Source organism: Erythrobacter sp. 'gip.4 top 5', assembly GCF_056495765.1.
Map to the genome: position 1 here is coordinate 1,919,624 of NZ_CP200270.1, position 19,153 is coordinate 1,938,776.

At 61.6% G+C, this 19,153-nt stretch carries 26 protein-coding genes and 1 pseudogene; 11 read left to right on the forward strand and 16 right to left on the reverse strand.

The window, feature by feature from the left end:
• Positions 1–4: 4 nt before the first annotated feature.
• Both ACRANW_RS09185 and ACRANW_RS09190 read right to left on the reverse strand, forming a co-directional pair.
• Positions 5–511: an ArsI/CadI family heavy metal resistance metalloenzyme gene (locus ACRANW_RS09185; RefSeq protein ID WP_479431499.1), complete on the reverse strand. Its 507-nt coding sequence runs from the start codon at positions 509–511 to the stop codon at positions 5–7.
• The gene (locus ACRANW_RS09190) at positions 508–846 is read right to left on the reverse strand and encodes an ArsR/SmtB family transcription factor (protein ID WP_479431500.1); all 339 of its coding nucleotides are present in this window, start codon (positions 844–846) and stop codon (positions 508–510) included. Before ACRANW_RS09190 ends, ACRANW_RS09185 begins: the two co-directional genes overlap by 4 nt.
• A gap of 135 nt (positions 847–981) precedes the next feature.
• Between ACRANW_RS09190 and ACRANW_RS09195 the strand changes: the two genes are divergently transcribed.
• The 3 genes from ACRANW_RS09195 to ACRANW_RS09205 all read left to right on the forward strand — a co-directional run bounded on the left by ACRANW_RS09195 (position 982) and on the right by ACRANW_RS09205 (position 2,946).
• On the forward strand, positions 982–1,170 hold the full coding sequence (locus ACRANW_RS09195; protein WP_479431501.1) for a DUF1289 domain-containing protein: 189 nt from the start codon (positions 982–984) through the stop codon (positions 1,168–1,170).
• A 205-nt stretch (positions 1,171–1,375) separates the two neighbouring features.
• Positions 1,376–1,900, forward strand: a complete 525-nt coding sequence (locus tag ACRANW_RS09200; RefSeq protein ID WP_479431502.1) for a hypothetical protein — start codon at positions 1,376–1,378, stop codon at positions 1,898–1,900.
• Positions 1,900–2,946 (forward strand): relaxase/mobilization nuclease domain-containing protein, encoded by a 1,047-nt coding sequence (locus ACRANW_RS09205; RefSeq protein WP_479431503.1) that lies wholly within the window; start codon positions 1,900–1,902, stop codon positions 2,944–2,946. Before ACRANW_RS09200 ends, ACRANW_RS09205 begins: the two co-directional genes overlap by 1 nt.
• Before the next feature lie 436 nt (positions 2,947–3,382).
• Here the strand turns inward: ACRANW_RS09205 and ACRANW_RS09210 are convergent, their stop codons facing one another.
• Both ACRANW_RS09210 and ACRANW_RS09215 read right to left on the reverse strand, forming a co-directional pair.
• A complete protein-coding gene (locus tag ACRANW_RS09210) occupies positions 3,383–3,724 on the reverse strand; it encodes an ArsR/SmtB family transcription factor (RefSeq protein ID WP_479431504.1) in 342 nt (113 codons plus the stop codon).
• 26 nt (positions 3,725–3,750) lie between these two features.
• Positions 3,751–4,254, reverse strand: a complete 504-nt coding sequence (locus ACRANW_RS09215) for an SRPBCC family protein (RefSeq protein WP_479431505.1) — start codon at positions 4,252–4,254, stop codon at positions 3,751–3,753.
• A 150-nt stretch (positions 4,255–4,404) separates the two neighbouring features.
• Here ACRANW_RS09215 and ACRANW_RS09220 point away from each other — a divergent pair, with 150 nt between their 5' ends.
• The gene (locus tag ACRANW_RS09220) at positions 4,405–4,599 is read left to right on the forward strand and encodes a hypothetical protein (protein ID WP_479431506.1); all 195 of its coding nucleotides are present in this window, start codon (positions 4,405–4,407) and stop codon (positions 4,597–4,599) included.
• 149 nt (positions 4,600–4,748) lie between these two features.
• On the opposite strand, the gene ACRANW_RS09225 is transcribed toward ACRANW_RS09220, so the two are convergent.
• From ACRANW_RS09225 to ACRANW_RS09235, 3 genes are read right to left on the reverse strand one after another with little or no spacing between them, the layout of a single operon-like run.
• On the reverse strand, positions 4,749–5,396 hold the full coding sequence (locus tag ACRANW_RS09225; RefSeq protein WP_479431507.1) for a glutathione S-transferase family protein: 648 nt from the start codon (positions 5,394–5,396) through the stop codon (positions 4,749–4,751).
• Positions 5,393–5,812 (reverse strand): SRPBCC family protein, encoded by a 420-nt coding sequence (locus tag ACRANW_RS09230; RefSeq protein ID WP_479431508.1) that lies wholly within the window; start codon positions 5,810–5,812, stop codon positions 5,393–5,395. The genes ACRANW_RS09225 and ACRANW_RS09230 overlap by 4 nt, the downstream gene beginning before the upstream one ends.
• 11 nt (positions 5,813–5,823) lie before the next feature.
• Positions 5,824–6,162 carry an ArsR/SmtB family transcription factor gene (locus tag ACRANW_RS09235; protein ID WP_479431509.1) on the reverse strand — a complete coding sequence of 113 codons (339 nt, stop codon included), beginning with the start codon at positions 6,160–6,162 and terminating at the stop codon, positions 5,824–5,826.
• 202 nt (positions 6,163–6,364) lie between these two features.
• Between ACRANW_RS09235 and ACRANW_RS09240 the strand changes: the two genes are divergently transcribed.
• Together ACRANW_RS09240 and ACRANW_RS09245 are read left to right on the forward strand one after the other, a co-directional pair.
• Positions 6,365–6,721, forward strand: a complete 357-nt coding sequence (locus tag ACRANW_RS09240; protein WP_479431510.1) for an ArsR/SmtB family transcription factor — start codon at positions 6,365–6,367, stop codon at positions 6,719–6,721.
• On the forward strand, positions 6,705–7,184 hold the full coding sequence (locus tag ACRANW_RS09245) for an SRPBCC family protein (protein ID WP_479431511.1): 480 nt from the start codon (positions 6,705–6,707) through the stop codon (positions 7,182–7,184). Before ACRANW_RS09240 ends, ACRANW_RS09245 begins: the two co-directional genes overlap by 17 nt.
• Before the next feature lie 95 nt (positions 7,185–7,279).
• Here the strand turns inward: ACRANW_RS09245 and ACRANW_RS09250 are convergent, their stop codons facing one another.
• From ACRANW_RS09250 to ACRANW_RS09265, 4 genes and pseudogenes are all read right to left on the reverse strand, one after another.
• On the reverse strand, positions 7,280–7,795 hold the full coding sequence (locus ACRANW_RS09250; protein WP_479431512.1) for an SRPBCC family protein: 516 nt from the start codon (positions 7,793–7,795) through the stop codon (positions 7,280–7,282).
• Positions 7,788–8,132 carry an ArsR/SmtB family transcription factor gene (locus ACRANW_RS09255; protein WP_479431513.1) on the reverse strand — a complete coding sequence of 115 codons (345 nt, stop codon included), beginning with the start codon at positions 8,130–8,132 and terminating at the stop codon, positions 7,788–7,790. Before ACRANW_RS09255 ends, ACRANW_RS09250 begins: the two co-directional genes overlap by 8 nt.
• A 359-nt stretch (positions 8,133–8,491) precedes the next feature.
• A complete protein-coding gene (locus ACRANW_RS09260) occupies positions 8,492–9,277 on the reverse strand; it encodes an LPD7 domain-containing protein (RefSeq protein ID WP_479431514.1) in 786 nt (261 codons plus the stop codon).
• Positions 9,270–10,559: pseudogene (locus ACRANW_RS09265) on the reverse strand (type IV secretory system conjugative DNA transfer family protein); the annotation flags it as partial. The pseudogene ACRANW_RS09265 and the gene ACRANW_RS09260, both read right to left, overlap by 8 nt.
• 46 nt (positions 10,560–10,605) lie before the next feature.
• Here ACRANW_RS09265 and ACRANW_RS09270 point away from each other — a divergent pair.
• Positions 10,606–11,376 carry an alpha/beta hydrolase gene (locus ACRANW_RS09270; protein WP_479431515.1) on the forward strand — a complete coding sequence of 257 codons (771 nt, stop codon included), beginning with the start codon at positions 10,606–10,608 and terminating at the stop codon, positions 11,374–11,376.
• 529 nt (positions 11,377–11,905) lie between these two features.
• Here the strand turns inward: ACRANW_RS09270 and ACRANW_RS09275 are convergent.
• Together ACRANW_RS09275 and ACRANW_RS09280 are read right to left on the reverse strand one after the other, a co-directional pair.
• Complete coding sequence (locus ACRANW_RS09275; RefSeq protein WP_479431516.1) at positions 11,906–12,547, reverse strand: DUF1109 domain-containing protein; 642 nt, start codon at positions 12,545–12,547, stop codon at positions 11,906–11,908.
• The gene (locus ACRANW_RS09280) at positions 12,544–13,083 is read right to left on the reverse strand and encodes a sigma-70 family RNA polymerase sigma factor (protein ID WP_479433910.1); all 540 of its coding nucleotides are present in this window, start codon (positions 13,081–13,083) and stop codon (positions 12,544–12,546) included. Before ACRANW_RS09280 ends, ACRANW_RS09275 begins: the two co-directional genes overlap by 4 nt.
• A 403-nt stretch (positions 13,084–13,486) precedes the next feature.
• On the opposite strand from ACRANW_RS09280, the gene ACRANW_RS09285 reads away from it, so the two are divergent.
• The 4 genes from ACRANW_RS09285 (at position 13,487) to ACRANW_RS09300 (ending at position 16,196) form a co-directional block, all read left to right on the forward strand.
• Positions 13,487–14,224: a DUF1223 domain-containing protein gene (locus ACRANW_RS09285; protein WP_479431517.1), complete on the forward strand. Its 738-nt coding sequence runs from the start codon at positions 13,487–13,489 to the stop codon at positions 14,222–14,224.
• A 62-nt stretch (positions 14,225–14,286) separates the two neighbouring features.
• Positions 14,287–14,544, forward strand: a complete 258-nt coding sequence (locus ACRANW_RS09290; protein ID WP_479431518.1) for a hypothetical protein — start codon at positions 14,287–14,289, stop codon at positions 14,542–14,544.
• Between the two features lie 3 nt (positions 14,545–14,547).
• Positions 14,548–15,438 (forward strand): cytochrome b/b6 domain-containing protein, encoded by an 891-nt coding sequence (locus ACRANW_RS09295; RefSeq protein WP_479431519.1) that lies wholly within the window; start codon positions 14,548–14,550, stop codon positions 15,436–15,438.
• Positions 15,435–16,196, forward strand: coding sequence for a molybdopterin-binding protein (locus ACRANW_RS09300; RefSeq protein WP_479431520.1), 762 nt, complete (start codon positions 15,435–15,437; stop codon positions 16,194–16,196). Before ACRANW_RS09295 ends, ACRANW_RS09300 begins: the two co-directional genes overlap by 4 nt.
• A gap of 444 nt (positions 16,197–16,640) precedes the next feature.
• On the opposite strand, the gene ACRANW_RS09305 is transcribed toward ACRANW_RS09300, so the two are convergent.
• From ACRANW_RS09305 to ACRANW_RS09315, 3 genes are all read right to left on the reverse strand, one after another.
• Positions 16,641–17,330 carry a flavodoxin family protein gene (locus ACRANW_RS09305; protein WP_479431521.1) on the reverse strand — a complete coding sequence of 230 codons (690 nt, stop codon included), beginning with the start codon at positions 17,328–17,330 and terminating at the stop codon, positions 16,641–16,643.
• A 297-nt stretch (positions 17,331–17,627) separates the two neighbouring features.
• On the reverse strand, positions 17,628–18,260 hold the full coding sequence (locus ACRANW_RS09310; RefSeq protein WP_479431522.1) for a tyrosine-type recombinase/integrase: 633 nt from the start codon (positions 18,258–18,260) through the stop codon (positions 17,628–17,630).
• A 288-nt stretch (positions 18,261–18,548) separates the two neighbouring features.
• Complete coding sequence (locus ACRANW_RS09315) at positions 18,549–19,151, reverse strand: CDP-alcohol phosphatidyltransferase family protein (RefSeq protein WP_479431523.1); 603 nt, start codon at positions 19,149–19,151, stop codon at positions 18,549–18,551.
• Positions 19,152–19,153 lie beyond the last annotated feature (2 nt).

A 19,153-nucleotide genomic window follows, 5' to 3' on the forward strand; every position in this document is an offset into this window, starting at 1 on the left:
CATGTCACCCGCAACAGGCCGCATCGGCGGCTAGTTCGGGCTTGGGATCGCAGCATACGCCCTGAGCGGTCTGCGGTGTGCAGCATTGGCCAGCGGCGGCATTGTCCGAAACCAGCTTTTCCAGTGCGGGACTGTCACCATAAACGGTGGCTTCGCCCGAGGTCAGGAATGTCTCCCACATCACCCCATCAGGATCGGCGACCCAGCTTTTCTCCGATTTGGCATAGCAACAGGTCGTAGCACCTTCCTCGATGATCGGGCGGTCAACGGCTTTGAGGCGGGTATAGACATCGGAAAGTTCTGCGCTGTCCTCAACCTGGATACCGAGATGCTCGACCCCCTTGGTGGCATGATTATCCGACGAGATTGCGAAATTGACGCGCGGATCGTCGAGCATCCATTTGGCATAGTCGGGCTTGGTGACGGTCGGTGTGGCGCTGAACAGCGTTGAATAAAAGGCGATAGACTGGTCGAGGTTTTCAACCCCGACGTGGACGTGAAACCGCTTCATGCGACATTCCTTTCCGTTTCAACGATGCAATCAGTGGCAGGCGCGCAAAGGCCGCCGCCGCAACAGTTTTCCATGAGATAGCCGACCAGCCCGTTCATCGCGGCATAGTCCGCCGAATAGATCAGTGAGCGACTGCGCCGCTGCTGCACAATCAGCCCGGCATTGCTGAGCTGGGCCAGGTGGAAGGACAGCGAGGAATTGGGAACGCCCAATGCTTCTGCCAGCGCCCCGGCTGCCATACCTTCGGCTCCCGCCTGAACCAGCAGGCGAAAGGCAGCAAGGCGATGCTCCTGTGCCAACGCGCTCAGGGCTTTGATGACAGACTGGGGTTCCAAATTGGCGACTCCAATGATTCGATAATCATGGAAATATCAAAATGAAAGAACACGTCAATCCATATTTCGACGATTATCGAATTATGGTGCATTTGTGACCTTGCGAAAAGGCTGGGCATGTGGCTGGACAAGTCCATGACCGAGCGCCCGCCATCCCCATGCAAAGCGGTTTGTACGCTGGATACCAGCGCTAGCGTCTGCACCGGCTGCGGTCGCACGCTTGGCGAGATCGCCGAATGGGGACTCGCGACCGCCAGCCGCCAGCACGAAATCGTGCGGCGATCTTCGGCCCGCATGGGAAGCCCGGCTTCCCATCCAGCCTGAAACCTCAAACCCCCAAGCGCACCCAAAGCTCCTTATTGTCAGAAGTAGAAACCCGCTTTGGGTGCGCTTGTCTTAGGGGGTTTGTCTGATTTGTCTTTATTGCAGGATATGCCTAGCGGCGCGTGTTGTCTTACATTGCCCCATGATTTCAGCGTTGCTTCACCGGGCATGATAGATGGCGACAAATTCCCGACCGGCCACTGCGATGTTAAGGCTCCGCGTCGATTCCGATGCGCTCACGGCGTTTGACCGCTTCGCTGTCGGCCGGGGTGGTCGGAGCGCGCTGGTGCGGCAGATGATCGAACGGACGCTGCAAGAGAGTGCCGACCGCCCCCATATCGACCGCCCCGAGGGTGCGGCCCGCAATCGGGTTTCGCTGCGGTTTACCGAGGTCGAAATTGCCGTGATCGCGTACCGCGCGTCGCAGCGTTCGACTGATCGCGCCGGCTGGATCAAGGCGCTCGTGCGGCGTCACATCGGGCTGAAGTCGCGTGTCGATGATGGCTTGCTTGCCGAGCTCGCGCCCATCCGGATGCAGTTGCTGCGCATCGGCCGAAATCTCAATCAGGCAATGAAGGCCGCCAATGCCTCGATGCTTGAAACCGGCGACAAGCAGATCGAACCCGAGCTGCAACGGATCGCCGATATGCGGTTGGAGATTTCGGAGCAGGTGGCGGCCGTGGGCGATGCCATGCACGGCGATGCGAGCTATTGGGCGGTAGCAGACTGATGGGCCTTGAATCGGCCCTGTGGGAAGCGAGCCGTCCGTCGTTCCGGGTGCGCTATATCCATGATCCGGGCGGACAGCCGGGTATCCCGCTTTATGCCAGCTACGGTGTTGCCAATGCGAAGACGGCGCGCGCCAAGCTGGCGCGGATCGTGCGCGGTGCGCCCGAGGTGGTGGTCAAGGTCACGGGTCGCCAGCGGGGCGGCAGCCACGTCAAAGCCCATCTCGATTATATCGGGCGCAAAGGTGCCGTGGACATCGAAACCCGCGACGGTGAAATCCTGACCACCAAGGACGATATTGCCGAGCGTGCCGCCGAGTGGAGCGACACGCTCGAATGGCGGTCGCGGCCAACCGTATCATCGGTGTCGCTGATTTTCTCGATGCCCGAAGGCACCGACCCCGACAAGGTGTTGGGAGCCGTCCGCGCTTTGGCTCACGCCGAACTCAGCGACAATCACGATTATGTCCTGGCGCTCCATACCGACACGCCGCGCCCCCATGTGCATTTAACGGTGCAGGCTGAAGGGCTTGATCGGACGCGGTTCAATCCGCGTCCGGTCCAGCTCAATCGTTTCCGCGAACGCTTTGCCCGCGAGTTGCGCGCGCGTGGTGTCGCGGCGGAAGCCACCCCGAGACGTGCGCGAGGCAAAGGCGTTGCCGGATCAAGTATGGCGCTGGTCAAGCTTCGCGCGCGTCTGGCGAGCGGGACAAGTCGCGTGATGCCTAATGCTGACCGGCGCACCAACGAACAGGCCATTGCCGTCGCGCGCGGTCAGGCCGAGCTTCCGCCCTTTATCGCCAGCGGCAAAACGCGCTGGCAAGCGATACGCAATGCCTACACCCAAGTGGCGGCCTGGCTGGATGCGACCGGACAGCCCGAAGACTTGATACTAGCCAGCGACGTTCGCGGCTTCCTCGACAAGCATCCCGACATGAGCGCGACACCCGAAATCTTTGCCGTGCACCATGCCCGAAATCTGTCGGCGGCGAGAGTAAAGTCTGACTTGTCAGTGCAGGAAATTTTACCGCCTGATCGCGGGCGATAAGCTTTGCTTTCGTTTGGCCTGAGACAGGCAGAAGCGAAAATTGAACGAATGACTTCAAATACCCGCTATTGGGACATTTCGGTCATTCCCCACGGCGGGGGCGAATGGCGGCTTCTCCTAAATGCTGTCGTTCACGTGCGTTGCACGGGAGGAGGGCAAAAGTTCGCGCCTGCTGGTCAGCCGTCCGTCCGCTTTCGTGTATCCGCCGTGATTAGGCGGATGTGCTAATCGCGGTGCTGGTGAGATTCTGAGGCGTAAGCTGCGTTGGTCCGGGTGCAAAAATCCACAAACCCGCGTAGCTTAGGCAGCATCTGCGCACAGCTCGGGAAGTAGACGAAGAACCCAGCCATTGCTGGCATGGAGGCGCCAAGGCACGCCTCTAATCGTCCCTGCGCCACGAGGTTCTGGCCGTTAGCCGAGACGGGATACGTCAGGCTTACCCGGTCGTGCCAGGCTCGCTGCCGCCCTCGGCCACGAGCGCCTGTAGGCGCTTTAGGCGGGCGTCCCACTCCTTGGCCACCTGATCGAGGTAGGTGCGGACAGTTGCCAGCTGCTCGGTACGGATTTGCCAGTGGCGATCCCGGCCGACGCGGAAACTATCCACCAAACCAGCTCCCTCAAGCACGCGCAGGTGCTTAGTAAGGCCCTGGCGCGACCCGCTCATGCCATTGTCGTTCAGCGCAATCGTTGGCAGCGGGCCATCCTGGCAAAGGCGCTCTACGATCGACAACCGGCACGGATCGCCCAAGGCCGCGAAGATGGGCGCGGTTCTCGGCATGCGCGATTGTATCTGCGCACTGCCGTTCATGGTCTGCTCGTTTGGTCGTGCAGGGCGAGATAGCGGTCAACCAGTCGCGTCTGATGTTCCCATCCCCCGTCGTTGGCCTTCAGCGCCATCTCGCGCCGCCCAACAGGAAGCTGATCGAAGCCCGTCTCCGTGATCGTCAGGCGAACGCCGGCATCGACGGTCGCGAGCTCGAAGGTGACCAACGTCATCGGTTCGGCGTCGTAGTTTTGGGTTTGGTCGACGGCGAAGGGATGCCACCGGAATGAAAAAAGCCGCATCGGGTCGACCTGCTCGACCCTGATACGGAAGGCGGTGCCGCGATAGGGCTCCTGCAAGCGAGCGACTTCGGCGTCAACCTGGGTCGGTACGATCCTGCCCACAGCCTCCTGGCCGGGAACAAACGGGCCGTCCATTTCCACCCCGAACCATGCTCCAAACTCGGTGTGATCACTGACCGCTTTCCAGACGCGTTCAGGCGTCGCCTGTAAAATGATCGTCTTTTGGATTTGATCGGTACTCATAAGCAACCTCCGGGTTGCGCCTAATTTGCATGATGCGATTTATGACGCAACTAAAAAGTTGCGTGAGATCGAGGGAATCCACTCGTCGAAACCACCTCGTCCTATCGAAGGCCCTTGCTGCTTGAACGACGTCTTAGGCTAGGATCAAGGATGATCATCGGCCACGCGAAAGTGACGAAGGGTGCGCTCGACCGCATGGAGGCCAGGATTTATGCCAATCCAAGCCGCGGCCCAGCCCTTCCCACCATTTTTGAGCGAAGCCTGCTGGCGGGTTTTTGCATAGCCTGGGTCGCGACCTGCCGGCGGGAAGTCAAACTTAACAGCCGTTCCCGCCTAGATTCTTGAATCACGTCTTCCAGAATGAGAGGGATGCAACACCTCGGCTGGCGCTATGGTGTCGAACTGGGGGGCAACCGCCGACCCAGCTCGAAAACCCTCAACCGCGACTTCCCTTCGATTCAATTCGCGCGATGGGGTATTCCTTGGCGCATGAATCAAGCTGTGTCTGCTGCGGCAAAATGGGCCATTTGATCGTCATATGCTTTTAGGAAGGCCGGTCGCGCTGTGGCTCGCACGACGTAGGCGCGGCAAGCGAGGTATTCTGCGAGGCCATCGAAGCGATGCACCTGCCGCAACACGTCCACCATCAGGAGGTCGGCCACGGTGAAGCGACCGGCGACCAGCCAGTCGCGGCCGGCCAGCACCGCCTCCATCCGTTCGAGCCTCGCCTTCAGGAAGTCGTCAACAAATTTGGCCTCGGGCGCTTCGCCGGGATAACCCATGAAGCGGAACAGTGCCCACGGCTGGCACGGCAGGTCGACCGAGTTGAGTGCAGCGATGACCCACTCCAACACTTCGGCCCGGCCGCGCAGGTCCGTGGGCATGAGCGCCGGGCTCTTCTCGCCGAGATGCAACAGGATCGCGCCGCTCTCGAATATGGTGAGCTCTCCATCCGTCAGCCACGGAACTTGGCCGAAGGGCTGCGCCGCGAAATGGTCGGGGCCGCGATCTCGGAACGGCGTGCTTTCCACCCGATAGGCCAGTCCGGCTTCTTCCAGAGCCCAGCGCACCCGTAGGTCGCGCACGAGCCCGCGCGGCATTTCGGGCACCCAATCGTAGGTGGTGAGGATCAATTCGCTCATTCGCAATCTCCAAGGAAAACGGGAAGCTTGTCGAGCAGTCCGCTCCAACCTTCCGCGTGACTGGCGCGGGCATTTTCGTCTGGCAAATGTTCGTGGGTGAGCGTCAGCTCGGTGCCACCATCGAACGGTTCCAGCCGGAAGGTCACCAGCGATTTCGGTTCCTGCTCGCCGGGGAGGTCCCAGGTGAAGACGAGTTTCGCCTCAGGAACCACCTCCCGGTAGATTCCTGTCGGATTGTGCTCTTCGCCGTTGAGCAACCGGAAGACGACACTGAACTGTCCGCCGGGGCGGACATCGGCCACCACGCTCAGGGTGGGGCCGGCGTCAGGCCCCCACCACTCCAACATCAGGTCCGGCTGGGTAATCGCTGCCCAGACCCTGGCAGGAGGTGCATTAATCCGGCGCACGATGGTCACGCTCGGTAGAGTCATTGCGGGTCGCTTTCTTCCACGAGCGCTGTCAATCGATCTAGGCTGACCGACCAGAAGCGCTGATACCGGTTGAGCCAGGCGATCGCCTCTTGCATCGGAGCGGTCGCGACGAACACTGCCACCGTTCGACCGGTCTTGGTGCGAGTGATCAGGCCGGCATCCGACAAGACGTCCAGATGCTTGGTCATGCCCGGAAGCTTCAGCGAAAAGGATCCGGCGAGCTCGGTGACGGAGAGCCCCGGCTCATCCATGAGCCGTTGAAGGACGCCACGCCGGGTGGCATCGGCCAGCGCCCAGAACGTACGATCCATCCCCGAGATGTAATGCTTCGCCATATGGCGAAGTATCTATTGTGTATGCCGGCAAGTCAATCAGCAAAGAATTGCCCGATCGCCGGCCCGGTGGACCGGCCTCCCGAACGCCAAGGTGCATACCTCATTTTTCGGAGCGAGGTGCACTCCGCGTTTCTGGAGCAAGATACTAAGGCAAGTACCTTTGTGCCATTGACCAGAGCCCTGACCTGTCTTACTGAGGCACATGCCTTACCATTCGAGTCCGCTCGACCTCTCATTTCACGCTCTCAGCGACCCCACCCGTCGCGCGGTGTTGTCGCGGCTGGTCGAAAGTGAGTTGCCAGTCAGCGCCCTCGCCGAGCCTTTTGACATGGCGCTGCCCTCCTTCGCCCAGCATCTCAAGGTGTTGGAAGATTGCGGGCTGATCGTCAGCGAGAAGCGCGGGCGCAGTCGCTGGTGCCGGCTCGTGCATGCGCGCTTCGACGAGGCGGCGGACTGGATGGAAGCAGAGCGCGGTCGGTGGGCCGAGCGGCTGAATCGGCTGGAAGTCTATTTGGACAAGACTGAAGAGGAAGATGAAGGACATGGAAAATCTGTTTGATACCTGGTCGCTCGATCGTGAGATCGTGCTGGTGAAGCTGCTGAACCATCCACGTGAAAAGGTCTTTGCCGCCTGGATGGACCCCAAGGCACTGGCCGAATGGTACGGCCCGGCCGGCCTCAGCATCGAGAGCCACGAGGCAGACATCCGCGAGGGTGGTGTCTGGCTCTTCGATATGGTGGGCAAATTCGAGGGCCAGGAGCAGCGCTTCCCGAACCTAATGCGCTTTCTTGAGATCGTGCCAAATGAGCGGATCGTGATGGATTATGGCACGCCCGAGCCCAACGACCCGAATCGTTTCCGCACCACGGTGACCTTCGATGAGCAGGCCGACGGCAAGACGGTGCTGACGATGCGCCAGCTCCACAGGAGCCGCGAGCGGCGTCAGGAGGTTATCGGCTTCGGCGCGGTGGAGTACGGTCTTCAGACCCTGGATGGGCTCGTCGCCTGGCTGGACGGCTGAGTTATCGGTAAATCAGTATGGCGCCCACAAGTTGGCGATGACCGAAGCACCCTGCCGATCGAGCTGCGCTTGATCGGCAGGGCAGATTCAACCGGTTAGTCGCCCGCTTCGCTTCCACTATGAGCGGTGTTTTCGAAGCGACGATCCAGCTTAGAAAGCTGGCTGGTGAAACCTTCCTTCTGCATGGCTGTCGTGGCCGCATCGTGCATCTGGCTCAGCGTGACGACCATCCGCACCCGACCGTCCGCAGCAGGGAGGAAGTCAACAGCCATCGTGCTGTCGTAGGGGGCAACACCAGGCAGAAAATCGATGACCTGCGTGAGGACCAGGCGCTCGTTCGGCTTGAACTCGCTGAACAAGCCCCGGCAGGGCTGCGATGTGGGCGCATCCATACTCTTCATGGCTGCGATCGCCTCCGGCGAATTGGCAACCATGTCGTAGTGCAGGGCACCGCCAAGACGCGCCTCGATCGTGTAAACGGCGGCGCGGAATTGTTCGGGACCCCACCAAGATTCGAAGCCTTCCTTCGTCGTCCAGAGCTGCCAGAGATCATCGACATCCGCTGCGTAGGTCCGCTCGATAACGAGGTTCGATTCAATCTGATCAGTCATTGCGAGTGCTCCTTATATTCTTGCGATGTTTTTGGCGGGCCTGGAGCGCGACGCCGAAGCGGTCGAGCCGCGCCTCCCAGAGCTCGCGATATTTGGCGAGCCATTCGTCAAGTTCGCGGAAACGATCTGGCCTCAGCGAATAGAGCCGCCGCGAGCCCTCAGGCCGCATCGTGACGAAACCGGCTTCGTGTAGGATCCGGAGGTGGCGGGAAACGCCTGACTGGTGAATTCCGACCTCCGCAACGAGGTCATTTACCTGCCGTTCGCCATTGCTGAGTGCGTCGACCACCCGGCGGCGGGTCGGATCGGCCAAGGTCTGAAAGGAATCAATATGCATGTCAACGCATATGTGCAATTATGCATATCGTGTCAACAAGCCGCTTCCCTCCGGCTTACTCCAGCCGAGATGGCTCGCACCCGCTGCAACTTGTCACGCCTTCTGCCCAGGTCTGCTGGGCAAAAGAACGAATGGTTTCAGAAACGCGGCGGACCGTCGTGAACGGCAAAGAGTGAGTTGCGTCACCGACTGGACAAGCAAGCGGCCGGTTTCGTTTGGAGCGGACATTCAAACCTCGAACCCGGAATGACTTAAATTGGTCGGAAGCAGTCGCAAGAAAATTCCGACTGCAGCTTCTGGTGTCGCGCGTAAACGTCGCAAATCGCATGAGTTCTGTGATTCGAAAATATGACCCCGAGTCACCGCGTTCGGCCTTCACGGCTCAACGCCTGATCCTGTGTGACTTCCCGAATCCGCTGCACCTGTTGGCTACGCACCTGAATCGTTGCGATCTTGTCGCCGTTGGCGATGCGGCGCGCCACATCCCGTCGTCTGGTCTCGACTTCCTTTGATGCCTTGACAGGATCATCGGGGTATTTCGCGCGAGTGATCGAGATGGTTTGGGCGACAAGGCTTTGTGCGCGGCGCAGTTCGAGATCGCGAGCGTTCTGCTCGTGGGTCTGGCTCAGGAACCGTTCCGACAGGGCTTTGAGCGTGATTGTCACGTCAGGTGCTTGGCGGGATTTGCTCGGGGTAGTTTTGGGTTCCCGGCGCTTATCGCGTTCCGCGACGCGCGCTTGCAGACGGTTGGCTTCGGCCTGGACAACTTTCGACGGCGTGTAATTCTCGACGGCCAGCCCTTGGGCAGCAGCAGCAAGAAATGCTGCCTTTTTGAATGTGTCGCCCCCGTTTATCCTGATCGAGGTCCAGCCATTGGCCTTGGCGATCCGCACGATGTCGGGAAGGGCGTCGATATTGCTCGTCTTGAGCCGGTCGGGTTCGAGCCGAGCGATGGGCTTTTTATCATCCGAGGTCCGATAGAGCGCGTTGCCGACACGCAGGAATTTGCCGGTAAGGTCGTCTGTCAGGGTAGGCGGTTCGGCCTTGCGTCTTGGTTTCGCCGTCACGGTCTTGGTCGCGTCTGGATTTGGTCTTGCCGTGCGGCTTCTTCCCGATGAGGCAGTGCCGTCTTGTTTCTCAGCCATTTTCGTCACCTTCCTCAATAAGCCCGGAGACATTGCCGTTGTGATCCAGCGTCAGCATGTCGGCGAAGAAACTCGGGCAATCTTCGGTGAGGACATCATCCTGTGACATTGGCCGGGTATCGTGTCCGGCTGTCTCTTCGTCGGTCATGTCGCGGAACAGAGCGGGCAGCGCGGTGGTGGATGTTCGCTTTGGAGCGGCTGGCACTTGCGGTGGTGGAAACGCGCGGCTTTTGAAGAAGCGGTTGCTGAAATAGGCAATCTTCGTACCGATGATCGGCGGCATGCCACCGCGCAGGAGAATCAGCCTATCGGTTGGAAATTGCATGAGTTCCTGCGGCAACAGCAGGGCGCGGCGTTGCTCCGATATGGATTTTGACCGATTGGCGAGCAGCCCGTTGATCGTCAGCGATCTGGTGACACTATCCTGTCCAACATAGCCCAGCCTCTCCGAAAGGTCGTTGGCGACGCGCAGTTCCTTGGGCGTGAACGCCACTTCGACACCGCAATTGGCGACGATTTCATCGGCGACATGCTCGCCGTAAACGCCGCGCAATTGCGAGCGTGACTGGATGACGGGGAGGAGCCTGATCCCGTAGCCCGCGACGTAGGAAAAGGCGCTGGCGATGACCCATGCCCGGCCGAGCCGTGCAAATTCATCGAGAATGACCAGTACCGGCACTGGCGTCTGTTCGTCGGGCAATTCCCGCACATTGAGGTCGATGAGCTGCTGGAACAGGAGATTGTAGAGCGGCGCAATCCGGTCAAGTTCATCGGGCGACACCCCGAGATAGATCGACATGGGGACTTTACGAAGCTGGCGAAGATCAAAGTCGCTTGCCGCCGTCGCGGCATCGACCAGGGGATTAAGCCACAGGCCGAGGACGTTGGTAATCGTTTTTTTGATGTCGGCAAAGCTGTTGTCAGAGCCGCCGGCAAAATCGGCCAGCGCCGTCCGGCACCCGACCGACAGGTTCAGTCCGGGATTGACGAGTTCCTTTTTGAAAAAGCTGCGCGCATCGCCATCGGTCAAATGGCGATAGATGGCACCCATCGTCAGTGGTTCGTTGCTGGTTTCGGCGAGCCAGGCACCAACGCCTGCAAATCCGGTGCGCGCGCCATTGGCCCAAAAGGCTTCACCGTGCTCGGGCGCAACGAACAGCATCGTTGCGATCTTCTGCAATTCGATGATGACATCATCCGGGTCGTGGCGGTCGATATAGGCCAGCGGATTATATCGAGCGGTGCGGCCTTCGCGGTCAGTCGGATTGAACAGATAGACGGCGAACGGGGCACCGGCCTCGCTCGGTGTCGCGGAAAGCCGAACGCAAATGAGCAACGGCGAGACGATGATCTTCAACGTCAGCGAGCCCACGCTGGAAATGTTCCGCCCAGCCCCCGGGCATGAAACCGGCACCGCGATCATCGTCGCGCCGGGAGGCGGGTTTGTCGGGCTCGGCTATGCCTCAGGCGGCACCGAAGTGGCAAGGGCGCTGGCACAGCGCGGGATTACCGCCTTCGTGCTCAAATACCGAACGATCCGCAGCGCCGCTGATCCCATGCAACTGCCGCCAGTCCATATGAAGGAGATGGAGCTAATCATGGCGCGGGCCAAGACTGGCCTGCCCGCCGAGGTGCCGCCCTTTGCCGGCGAGCCGCAAGCGATAGCGGATGGCGCCCGCGCCATCACGATCGTGCGGCAACGCGCCGCAGATTGGCACATCGACCCCAAGCGAGTTGGCTTCATCGGCTTTTCCGCAGGAGCCTACCTCGCCGCCGACCTCGCGATCGGAGCCGAGGCATCACGACCGAACTTTGTCGCACTGATCTACGGCGGGCTGCGAACGCCTGTGCCCGCTGATGCCTCGCCGGCTTTCATTGCAGCGGCCGCGGATGACGAGTTCCAGCCAAATGATGCATCCCTTATTTACGACGCGTGGCGGAAGGCAGGAGCCCCTGCCGAACTCCACATCTACGAGCACGGTGGGCACGGCTTCGACCTGAACCCGAAGGGCGCCACGAGCGACCACTGGTTCGCGGAACTGCTGTGGTGGATGCAATCTCGTGGCCTCATCGAAGCGCCAACCAAACCGGCAAGATAGGCAAACTCCAAAGCGAAGGGGCGCGGGAGAATGCGAGGGCAACAGCGCATCCTCTCAAGAATATTGCGCTTCGAACTCAAGGGCGGTTCGGTGGAAAGCCAATTACCGGTCTTGGCAGTAGCGGCCTTTCGTGCGCCGATTGGGGAACGGCGTGAGTTGGTCGCCTGCTGCCGGCAGGTCTTGGGACGAAGCCGTCGTTCCCGTCTCGCCACTTGGATGGCCGCTTTCAGCGAAAGCAGACGCTCTAGGCTCAGTCGGATGCCATCGTGGTTCGACTGAAGCTGGGCCGGTTACAGACCGGCGGCTTTAGGGTGTGAAGCATCGTTAGCTGCCGTCAGAAGCCACGCTGCGCCAGGCACAGATCCCGACCCGACCGCCATTAAATTCTGCAATTACAAACTGCCTAGGACGTAGCCGTCAAACAGCACGCCAAGCGCCGGAATTGCGCCGGAATACTAGCCGTGCTTACGATCCCGACTTCCAACCTCACTGACCGGAAGAATTTCGGCAGAATGCTGTTTCCGTTACGTTACCAGCGCAGCAGCCGCGGTCCGAGCAACGCACCGACGGCGGCAGCGAGGGCGATGCCTAGGGTGTACCAGGTAAGGACGAAAATCGCCGACACCTCGGGGCAATGAAGGCAGTAGAGCGTCGCGGCCCAGGCGCCGGCGGCGAGGCCCGCCGCGGCACCGGCGGCGCGCAGCCGGGTCGGTGCCAGCCGGCGAAACGACCAGAGCAGGCCGACGAAGATCGGCACCGAGAGCGCCAGTAACGCCCAGGGACATTTCTTCCAGGTGTTGCCCAGCCACATCTTCAGCCAGTCGGCGGCTGGCATATATGCCAGTTCGACGAAGGCCAATATTGCAAGCAGGCCGAACGGGATCGCAACCGGCCAGAAGCGCCGCAGGCTGACCGCCTCGGGACGCGCCAGCCGCGCGACCATCACGCTGGCGCCGATGGCGAGCGAGAGCGTGTAGGTCCACTTCATCCAGAAGGCGTAGCCGTGCATTGCCGCACCCAGATCGGGGCGCAGCCCGAGCCAGGCGGCCACCAGCCCCAATGCGATCACGCCGCCGGCGCCGATTCCGATCAGCAGCCGGTGCCCGACCGCGTGACGGGAAACGGGTTTCACGTCGGCGGCGAGCGCGGCAATCAGCTGGTCGGTGTTCATCGCCGCGCGCCCATGACGCGCGCCGCCAGCGCCGTGAGGCCGCGATGGACCGACACTTTCACGTCGGACTCGCCGATCCCGGCGTCCTCTGCCGCTTCCACAATGCTCAGCCCGTCGAGCTTGGTGCGGCGGATCGCGCGCGCCTGTTTGGGCGGCAGCGTGTCGAGCAGTCGCTCGACGTCGATCTGTGCGTTGCACGCCGTCTCGAAACCCTCGACTGCGAGCACCTCCTCCAGACCCTCGATCGTGGTGAAGCGTCGGGTCTTGCGATAGTGATCGATCATCTTGTGACGCGCGATCGCGAACAGCCAAGCGGTAAAGCGGCGGTTGCGGTCATAGGTCGCGCGGCGGGTGTGGACGGCAATCAGCACTTCCTGCACCAGATCCTCGATATCACTGCCGCCGTCGTTCAGCCGGCGGGTGAAAAAGGCGCGTAGCAGCGGGACCAATGCGCCCAGCAAAGCCGCATGGGCGGCCGGGTCGCCGTCGAGGCCACCGACCATCCATGCGCACAGCTGTTCTTCACTCGCCCGCATCACGCTCCAATTCCTTCGTTCGCGCGCGGGAACGAGAACGTTACAGCCAAGCGATCCTTTGATTCGCTTCCACCGCTTTCGCAGGATGTCACGATTCGTGCGGGATCGGAAATCGCCGCAGCGTGCGCCGCAATGGGCAATCCATACAATCCGGCGGACGCTCCCAATAACGATTTTCGCAAGAATACAGGGTTTCCAGCAGGATGCATCAACTCAGTATGGGTGCATCCGGGCGCATTGCGCGTTGAGCGCGTAAGACAAAGCCGACGAAAAGCTAAAGGCAAACGCCGTCGCGAGCGATGGCACAGGGTCGAAGTGTAACCGCTGCGAAGGCCGGGCCGTACTGGAGCTGTAGTCCAAGCACGGCAGCGAGCAGCAGCCGCAACCCTCGGGAAGATGCACCATGGCAATCGGTCGTAACCTCATACTTTCATTGATCGGCGGCACGGCGGCAGTTTCCGCCTTTGGACTGTCGCAATCGATCGAGGCTCAGCGCGCGGCGGCACCGGGAGCGACCAAGGTGAACCCGGTGGTGGTCGAACTGTTCCAGAGCCAGGGCTGCTCGTCGTGCCCGCCGGCCAACGCCAACGTCAACGCGATCGCCGATCGGCCCGATGTCCTCGCGCTGTCGTTTGCGGTTACCTATTGGGATCGGCTCGGGTGGAAGGACACGTTCGGCTCGCCGCGCTGGACCGCTCGACAGTGGGAATATGCGAACCATGCCGGCCGGCCAAACGTTGCCACGCCGCAGGTCATCGTGAACGGCAACACCGCGATCGTCGGCAGCAACCGCCAGCAGCTCGACGCCACTATCGCCCGGGCGGGCGCACCGCGCGGTGGCCCTACGCTGTCCGCCACCGGCGGCACGCTCCGGATCGGTGCCGGCTCGGTGGCTGCCCCGTCGACTGTCTGGCTGGTTCGCTATGATCCTCGCATCCGCCAGGTGCCGATCCGCGCCGGCGAGAACGGCGGCAAGACACTGCCGCACCGCGGCATCGTCCGCGAGCTGGTGAAGCTCGGTGCTTGGAGCGGACCCGCCACCAGCTTCGCGATCCCCGTGTCCGGGGGGGCCGGTCTGGCCACCGCCTTCATCGTCCAGCGCGGTGCCGGAGGGCCGATCACGGCCGCACTGAAGATTTGATAACACCTTTGCCGCCGGCGTCGCGGCACGTTTCCAACTAAGGCGCCACAAGGAGAGATCAAATGCGAATGACTACCCTGATCGCGATGTCCGCCCTGTCGATCGCCGTCGCTGTGCCCGCCGTGGCGCAGGATGCGATGATGAAGGACGGCATGAAGTCCGATTCGATGATGAAGATGTCCGCGGCCGACACCAAGAAGATGAAGGCGTGCAACGCCATGTCGCATAATCGGATGATGAAGAACGCCGGCTGCGTGAAGATGATGAAGATGCATCCAGAGATGATGAAGCAGGACGCGATGATGAAGAAGGGCAACTAGGCCATGGGCGCGGACGCGGTGCCGGGCGCTCCGCGTTCGCGCCCGCCCGTTGCGCTGCCGGACGACGACGGCGCTGTTCCGGCGGATCGGCCGGGTTCGCTGGCGCGGGATGATCTCGTCTACCGGCAACCCCGTCCGGTGCGCCTGTGGCATTGGGTGAACGCGCTCGCGGTGCTGGTCATGCTGATGAGCGGTTTGATGATCTTTAACGCCCATCCCCGCCTATACTGGGGCCAGTATGGCGCTAATCACGAGCAGCCCTGGCTCGAGATCGGCAGCGCCGACGACGCCGGGTTCCTGCGGCTTGGGGCGGCGACGATCCCCACCACTGGCGTGCTGGGAATATCGGGTGGCGAGGAACGGGCCTTTCCCGCGCTGGTCACGATTCCGTCGAGCTACGACTTGGCCGCGGCCCGGCAATGGCATTTCGCCTTCGCATGGCTGCTGGTCGTTCCCGGACTCGCCTTCTGGCTTTGGAGCTTCGTCGCGCGCCATGTCCAGCGCGATCTGGCGCCGACCCGCGACGAACTCGCGCCGCGTCACCTGTGGCAAGACATCAAGGATCATGCCCGGCTGCGCTTCCCGACCGGCGAGGCCGCGCGCCACTACAACATCCTCCAGAAGTTGAGCTATGTCGGCGTCATCTTCGGGCTGCTGCCGCTGGTCGTGCTGACCGGGCTGACGATGTCGCCGGGCATGAACGCCGCCTGGCCTTGGCTGCTCGACGTGTTCGGCGGGCGCCAGTCGGCGCGGTCGATCCATTTCATCTGCGCCGCGCTGCTCGTCGGCTTCATCGTCGTCCACCTCGCGATGGTGGTGATCGCCGGGCCGTTAAACGAAATTCGTTCAATTATCACCGGCTGGTATAGGCTTCCCAAGGACCGAGCGGCGTGACGATCTTCACGCGCCGTCGCCTGGTCGGATCGCTCGGCATCGGGGCCGGCGGGCTGTTGCTGTCCGGATGCGACCGCATCGTCGCCTCACCAAGTGTGAAGCATGTGCTCGGAGCCGGCGAGGCGCTTACGCGCAGTGCGCAGAGCGTCGTCATCGATCGCACCGCGCTTGCTCGCGAATTTGCTGCCTCGGACATGTCGCCCGTTTTCCGCACCAACGGCAATACCATGCCGGCAAGCGAGGCTTATCAAGCGCACGCCGCCGGGCGTTTTGCCGACTGGCGGCTTGTTGTCGATGGGCTGGTCCGTCGCCCGTTGGCGCTGTCGCTCGCGCAGATCCGTGCGCTGCCGGCGCGGACCCAGATTACGCGCCACGATTGCGTAGAGGGCTGGAGCGCGATCGGCCAATGGACCGGTCTGCCGCTGAAACTGGCGCTCGATGCGGCCGGCGTGTTGCCTGCGGCGCGCTACATCGTGTTCCACTGCGCCGACGATTTCGATGGCGATACCTATTACGAGAGCATCGACCTGATCGACGGCTATCACCCGCAGACAATCCTCGCCTGGGGGATGAACGACCGATTGTTGGGGATCGGCCACGGCGCACCGCTGCGGCTCCGGGTCGAACGCCAGCTCGGCTACAAGCAGGCGAAGTACATCATGCGGATCGAACTCGTCGACGGCCTTGCGCGCGTCGGCGCTGGCAAGGGGGGATACTGGGAGGATTCGGCGGGCTACCAATGGTATGCTGGAATTTGACCAGGTGCTGCGCCGGGACAACATCCCTTATCACCCCGTCGTGCGGGGCAGGAGCGCGCGGCCGCTGCGGCAGCAATTGATCCATGCGTCAGCCGCGGCCATCTCGCCCTCGCCGACCTTGACCGGCCGAGCATCATTCCCGGGGTAGGTTCCGAGACTGTGCCGGCTAAGTTGAGTGAAAGACGTTCGACGCTGAAATTGTGGCTGTTGGCCAGTGTCGTGGTGCGCGCCGCTTGATCCATCACGGTCGCGAAACTCTCGACGAACATCACTCCCCACTATTTCGCCAACGCCGCGACATCAATCCGGTTCAGCACACAGTGGACCGGGTAGCATCGTCGATATGCGCTCGGTCAGCCGCGTGGGCGTGCGCGACCTTGGAGACTGATCCGCGACTTCCTTTCGGCCCTGGCCGCGAAACAGCTGCTGCCAGGCGGGCACCTGTTACCGATATTCGGGATTAGGATGATCGAAACGCGCACCATCGTCCCAGGCCCGCCGGCTATTGCCATAATCGGGCAGCCCGCCCGCCTGTTTCAGCAGGTGGGCAAGGTGCATCAGGTTCCACGCAAGAAAGGTCGAATTGCGCGCGGTGAACTCACTGTCGACTCCCGCCCGCGAGCCATCCTCCAATTTGTCGCCGAAGGACGGTCCCGGGCCGATCTCGCCGATCCATCCCGCGTCAGGCTGGGGCGGGATGGTATAGCCGATATGGGCAAGCGAATAGAGCATCCCCATCGCGCAATGCTTCACTCCGTCCTCATTGCCGGTGATGATCGCGCCTGCAACCTTGCCGTAAAAGACATATTGACCCTTGTCGTTCATGTCGCTCGAATGGGCATAGAGCCGCTCGATGATCCTGCGGCATTCGGACGATACTTCGCCCAGCCAGATCGGTGTGCCAAGAACCAAGATGTCCGCCGCCAGCACCGCCTTGGCGATTTCCGGCCAGGCGTCGGTCTTGAAGCCATGCTCGGTCATGTCGGGATAGACACCCGGCACGATATCATGATCGACGCTGCGAAAGCACTGCACCGCTACGCCGGCTCCGCGCATGATGGTGCGGACGACCTCCATCAGGGTGTCGGTATGGCTCTGCTGCGGCGAGGGTGTCAGCGTGGTGTTGATGAACACCGCCGAGAGACCGGAATAGTCGGGCTTTACAGTCTCGGTGATGGGCGCTGTCCTTGTTCTCGATCGATAGCATAGCCTACTTGAACGACGGCTTTTGGGCCAACTGTCAATCGCCACGAACGGCGGAAATTGGGGCGCTTAGTCGTCGCTGCGCCTTAATGAAACGAATGTCTGCTTTGATCAGTCGTCGGACTGAAGCGGTCGAATCCGCCTTCCACCCAATCTCAGCCGAACATAGTGCTCTAGCCCGGCGCTTAAAGCGGTCGACCGGTGCTGACGGCCGACCGCTTAGGTAGGTCAAATCTCTGTTCGCTCAGCCAGCAGCAGCGCGTCTTCTACATCGACCCCGAGATAGCGGACCGTGTTCTCGATCTTGGTATGGCCAAGCAAGATTTGAATGGCGCGGATGTTGCCGGTAGCGCGATAGATCATCGCGGCCTTCGTCCGCCGGAGCGAATGCGTCCCGTATTCGGATTTCCGCAATCCAATCGCTGTGACCCACTCGTCCACCAGGCGGGCGTACTGGCGCGTGCTCATGTGGCCTGCATGGTCTACACGACTTGGGAAGACATAATCGCTGGTCGAGCCGCCCCGTCTCTCCAGCCACGATAGCAGTGTTGCGCGGACGTCCGCCGTCAGCTCGAATTGCACGGGCCGATTGGTCTTTTGCTGAATGACAATCGCCCGATTACGAACGTCCGTGCCCGCAATGACATCACCGATCTTGATCTTCACCAGATCGCAGCCGCGTAGCTTGCTGTCGATGGCGAGGTCGAAGAGGGCCTTGTCTCGCAACCGTCCCTCGCGATCGAGATGAAAGCGGACTGCCCATATCTGCTTCTGTGTCAGCGGACGCTTCGTCCCGACATTCTTGCCAGCATTCCAAGCAGTCCGGCCTTGGATCGCCGGGTCAAATCGTGAGTATCCCATGGTTCATCTCCTCGGCCAGCATTGGCCGAGAGCACAACGTCTAGGGTAAGCGAGGTTGGTTGGGCCGATAGCGGTATGTCTCCTTTGCGCGAGCTTCTGATTGGTAGCAGACATGCCGTCACATCTCAGTCGGACGCCCCGCAACCCGTATCCGAAAAGGAAATGGCAACGTGGCTGCGCTCGCGATGGTCTGCCTGACGAATATCTCTGCGACACGCTTGTGGGTCGGCAGGCTCGCCCTGTTCACCTTGCTTTGGCGGCGATCCGACAGCAAGCGATCGTCCGACCTCATCGAAAGGATTTGGCAGCCAATAGAGTGCGTTGAAACACGGTCAGGATGCACAGGATCGCGAAGCCGGTCGCGATCACTGGGAACGCCCACGGCAGCATGCACATGGCGATGAACACCGCGATCGTTTCACCGCCTTCGGCGATGCCCGTCGAATAGAAGAAGCTCTTCTGGCCATGGGCGAGCGTCGCCTTGCCGCGCTTCTCAGCAATCACGGCAAAGGCGAGGAAGCTGACCCCGGTCAGGACAAAGGTCGCGACCAGGACCAGGGCGTAGGGCAGGTTTTCGCTCGCTGCGAAACCGAACCCGACCGGCACCGAGACGTAGAAGGCGAAATCCGCGACGATATCGAGATAGCCGCCGAGATCACTCGGTCCGGCGGCGCGAGCGACCGCTCCGTCCAGGCCATCGAGCAGACGGTTCAGGACGATCAGCGCCAGCCCCCAGCCGAACGCGCCAGCCCCGATCGCGACGGCGGCGGCGAGGCCGATAGCCAGCCCGATCAACGTGAGCATGTTGGCCGGCACCCCGCGCGCCGCCAACGCACGGCCCGCGCGGTTCAGCGGCGGGTCGATGAGCGGGCGGAGACGGGCATCGAACATCG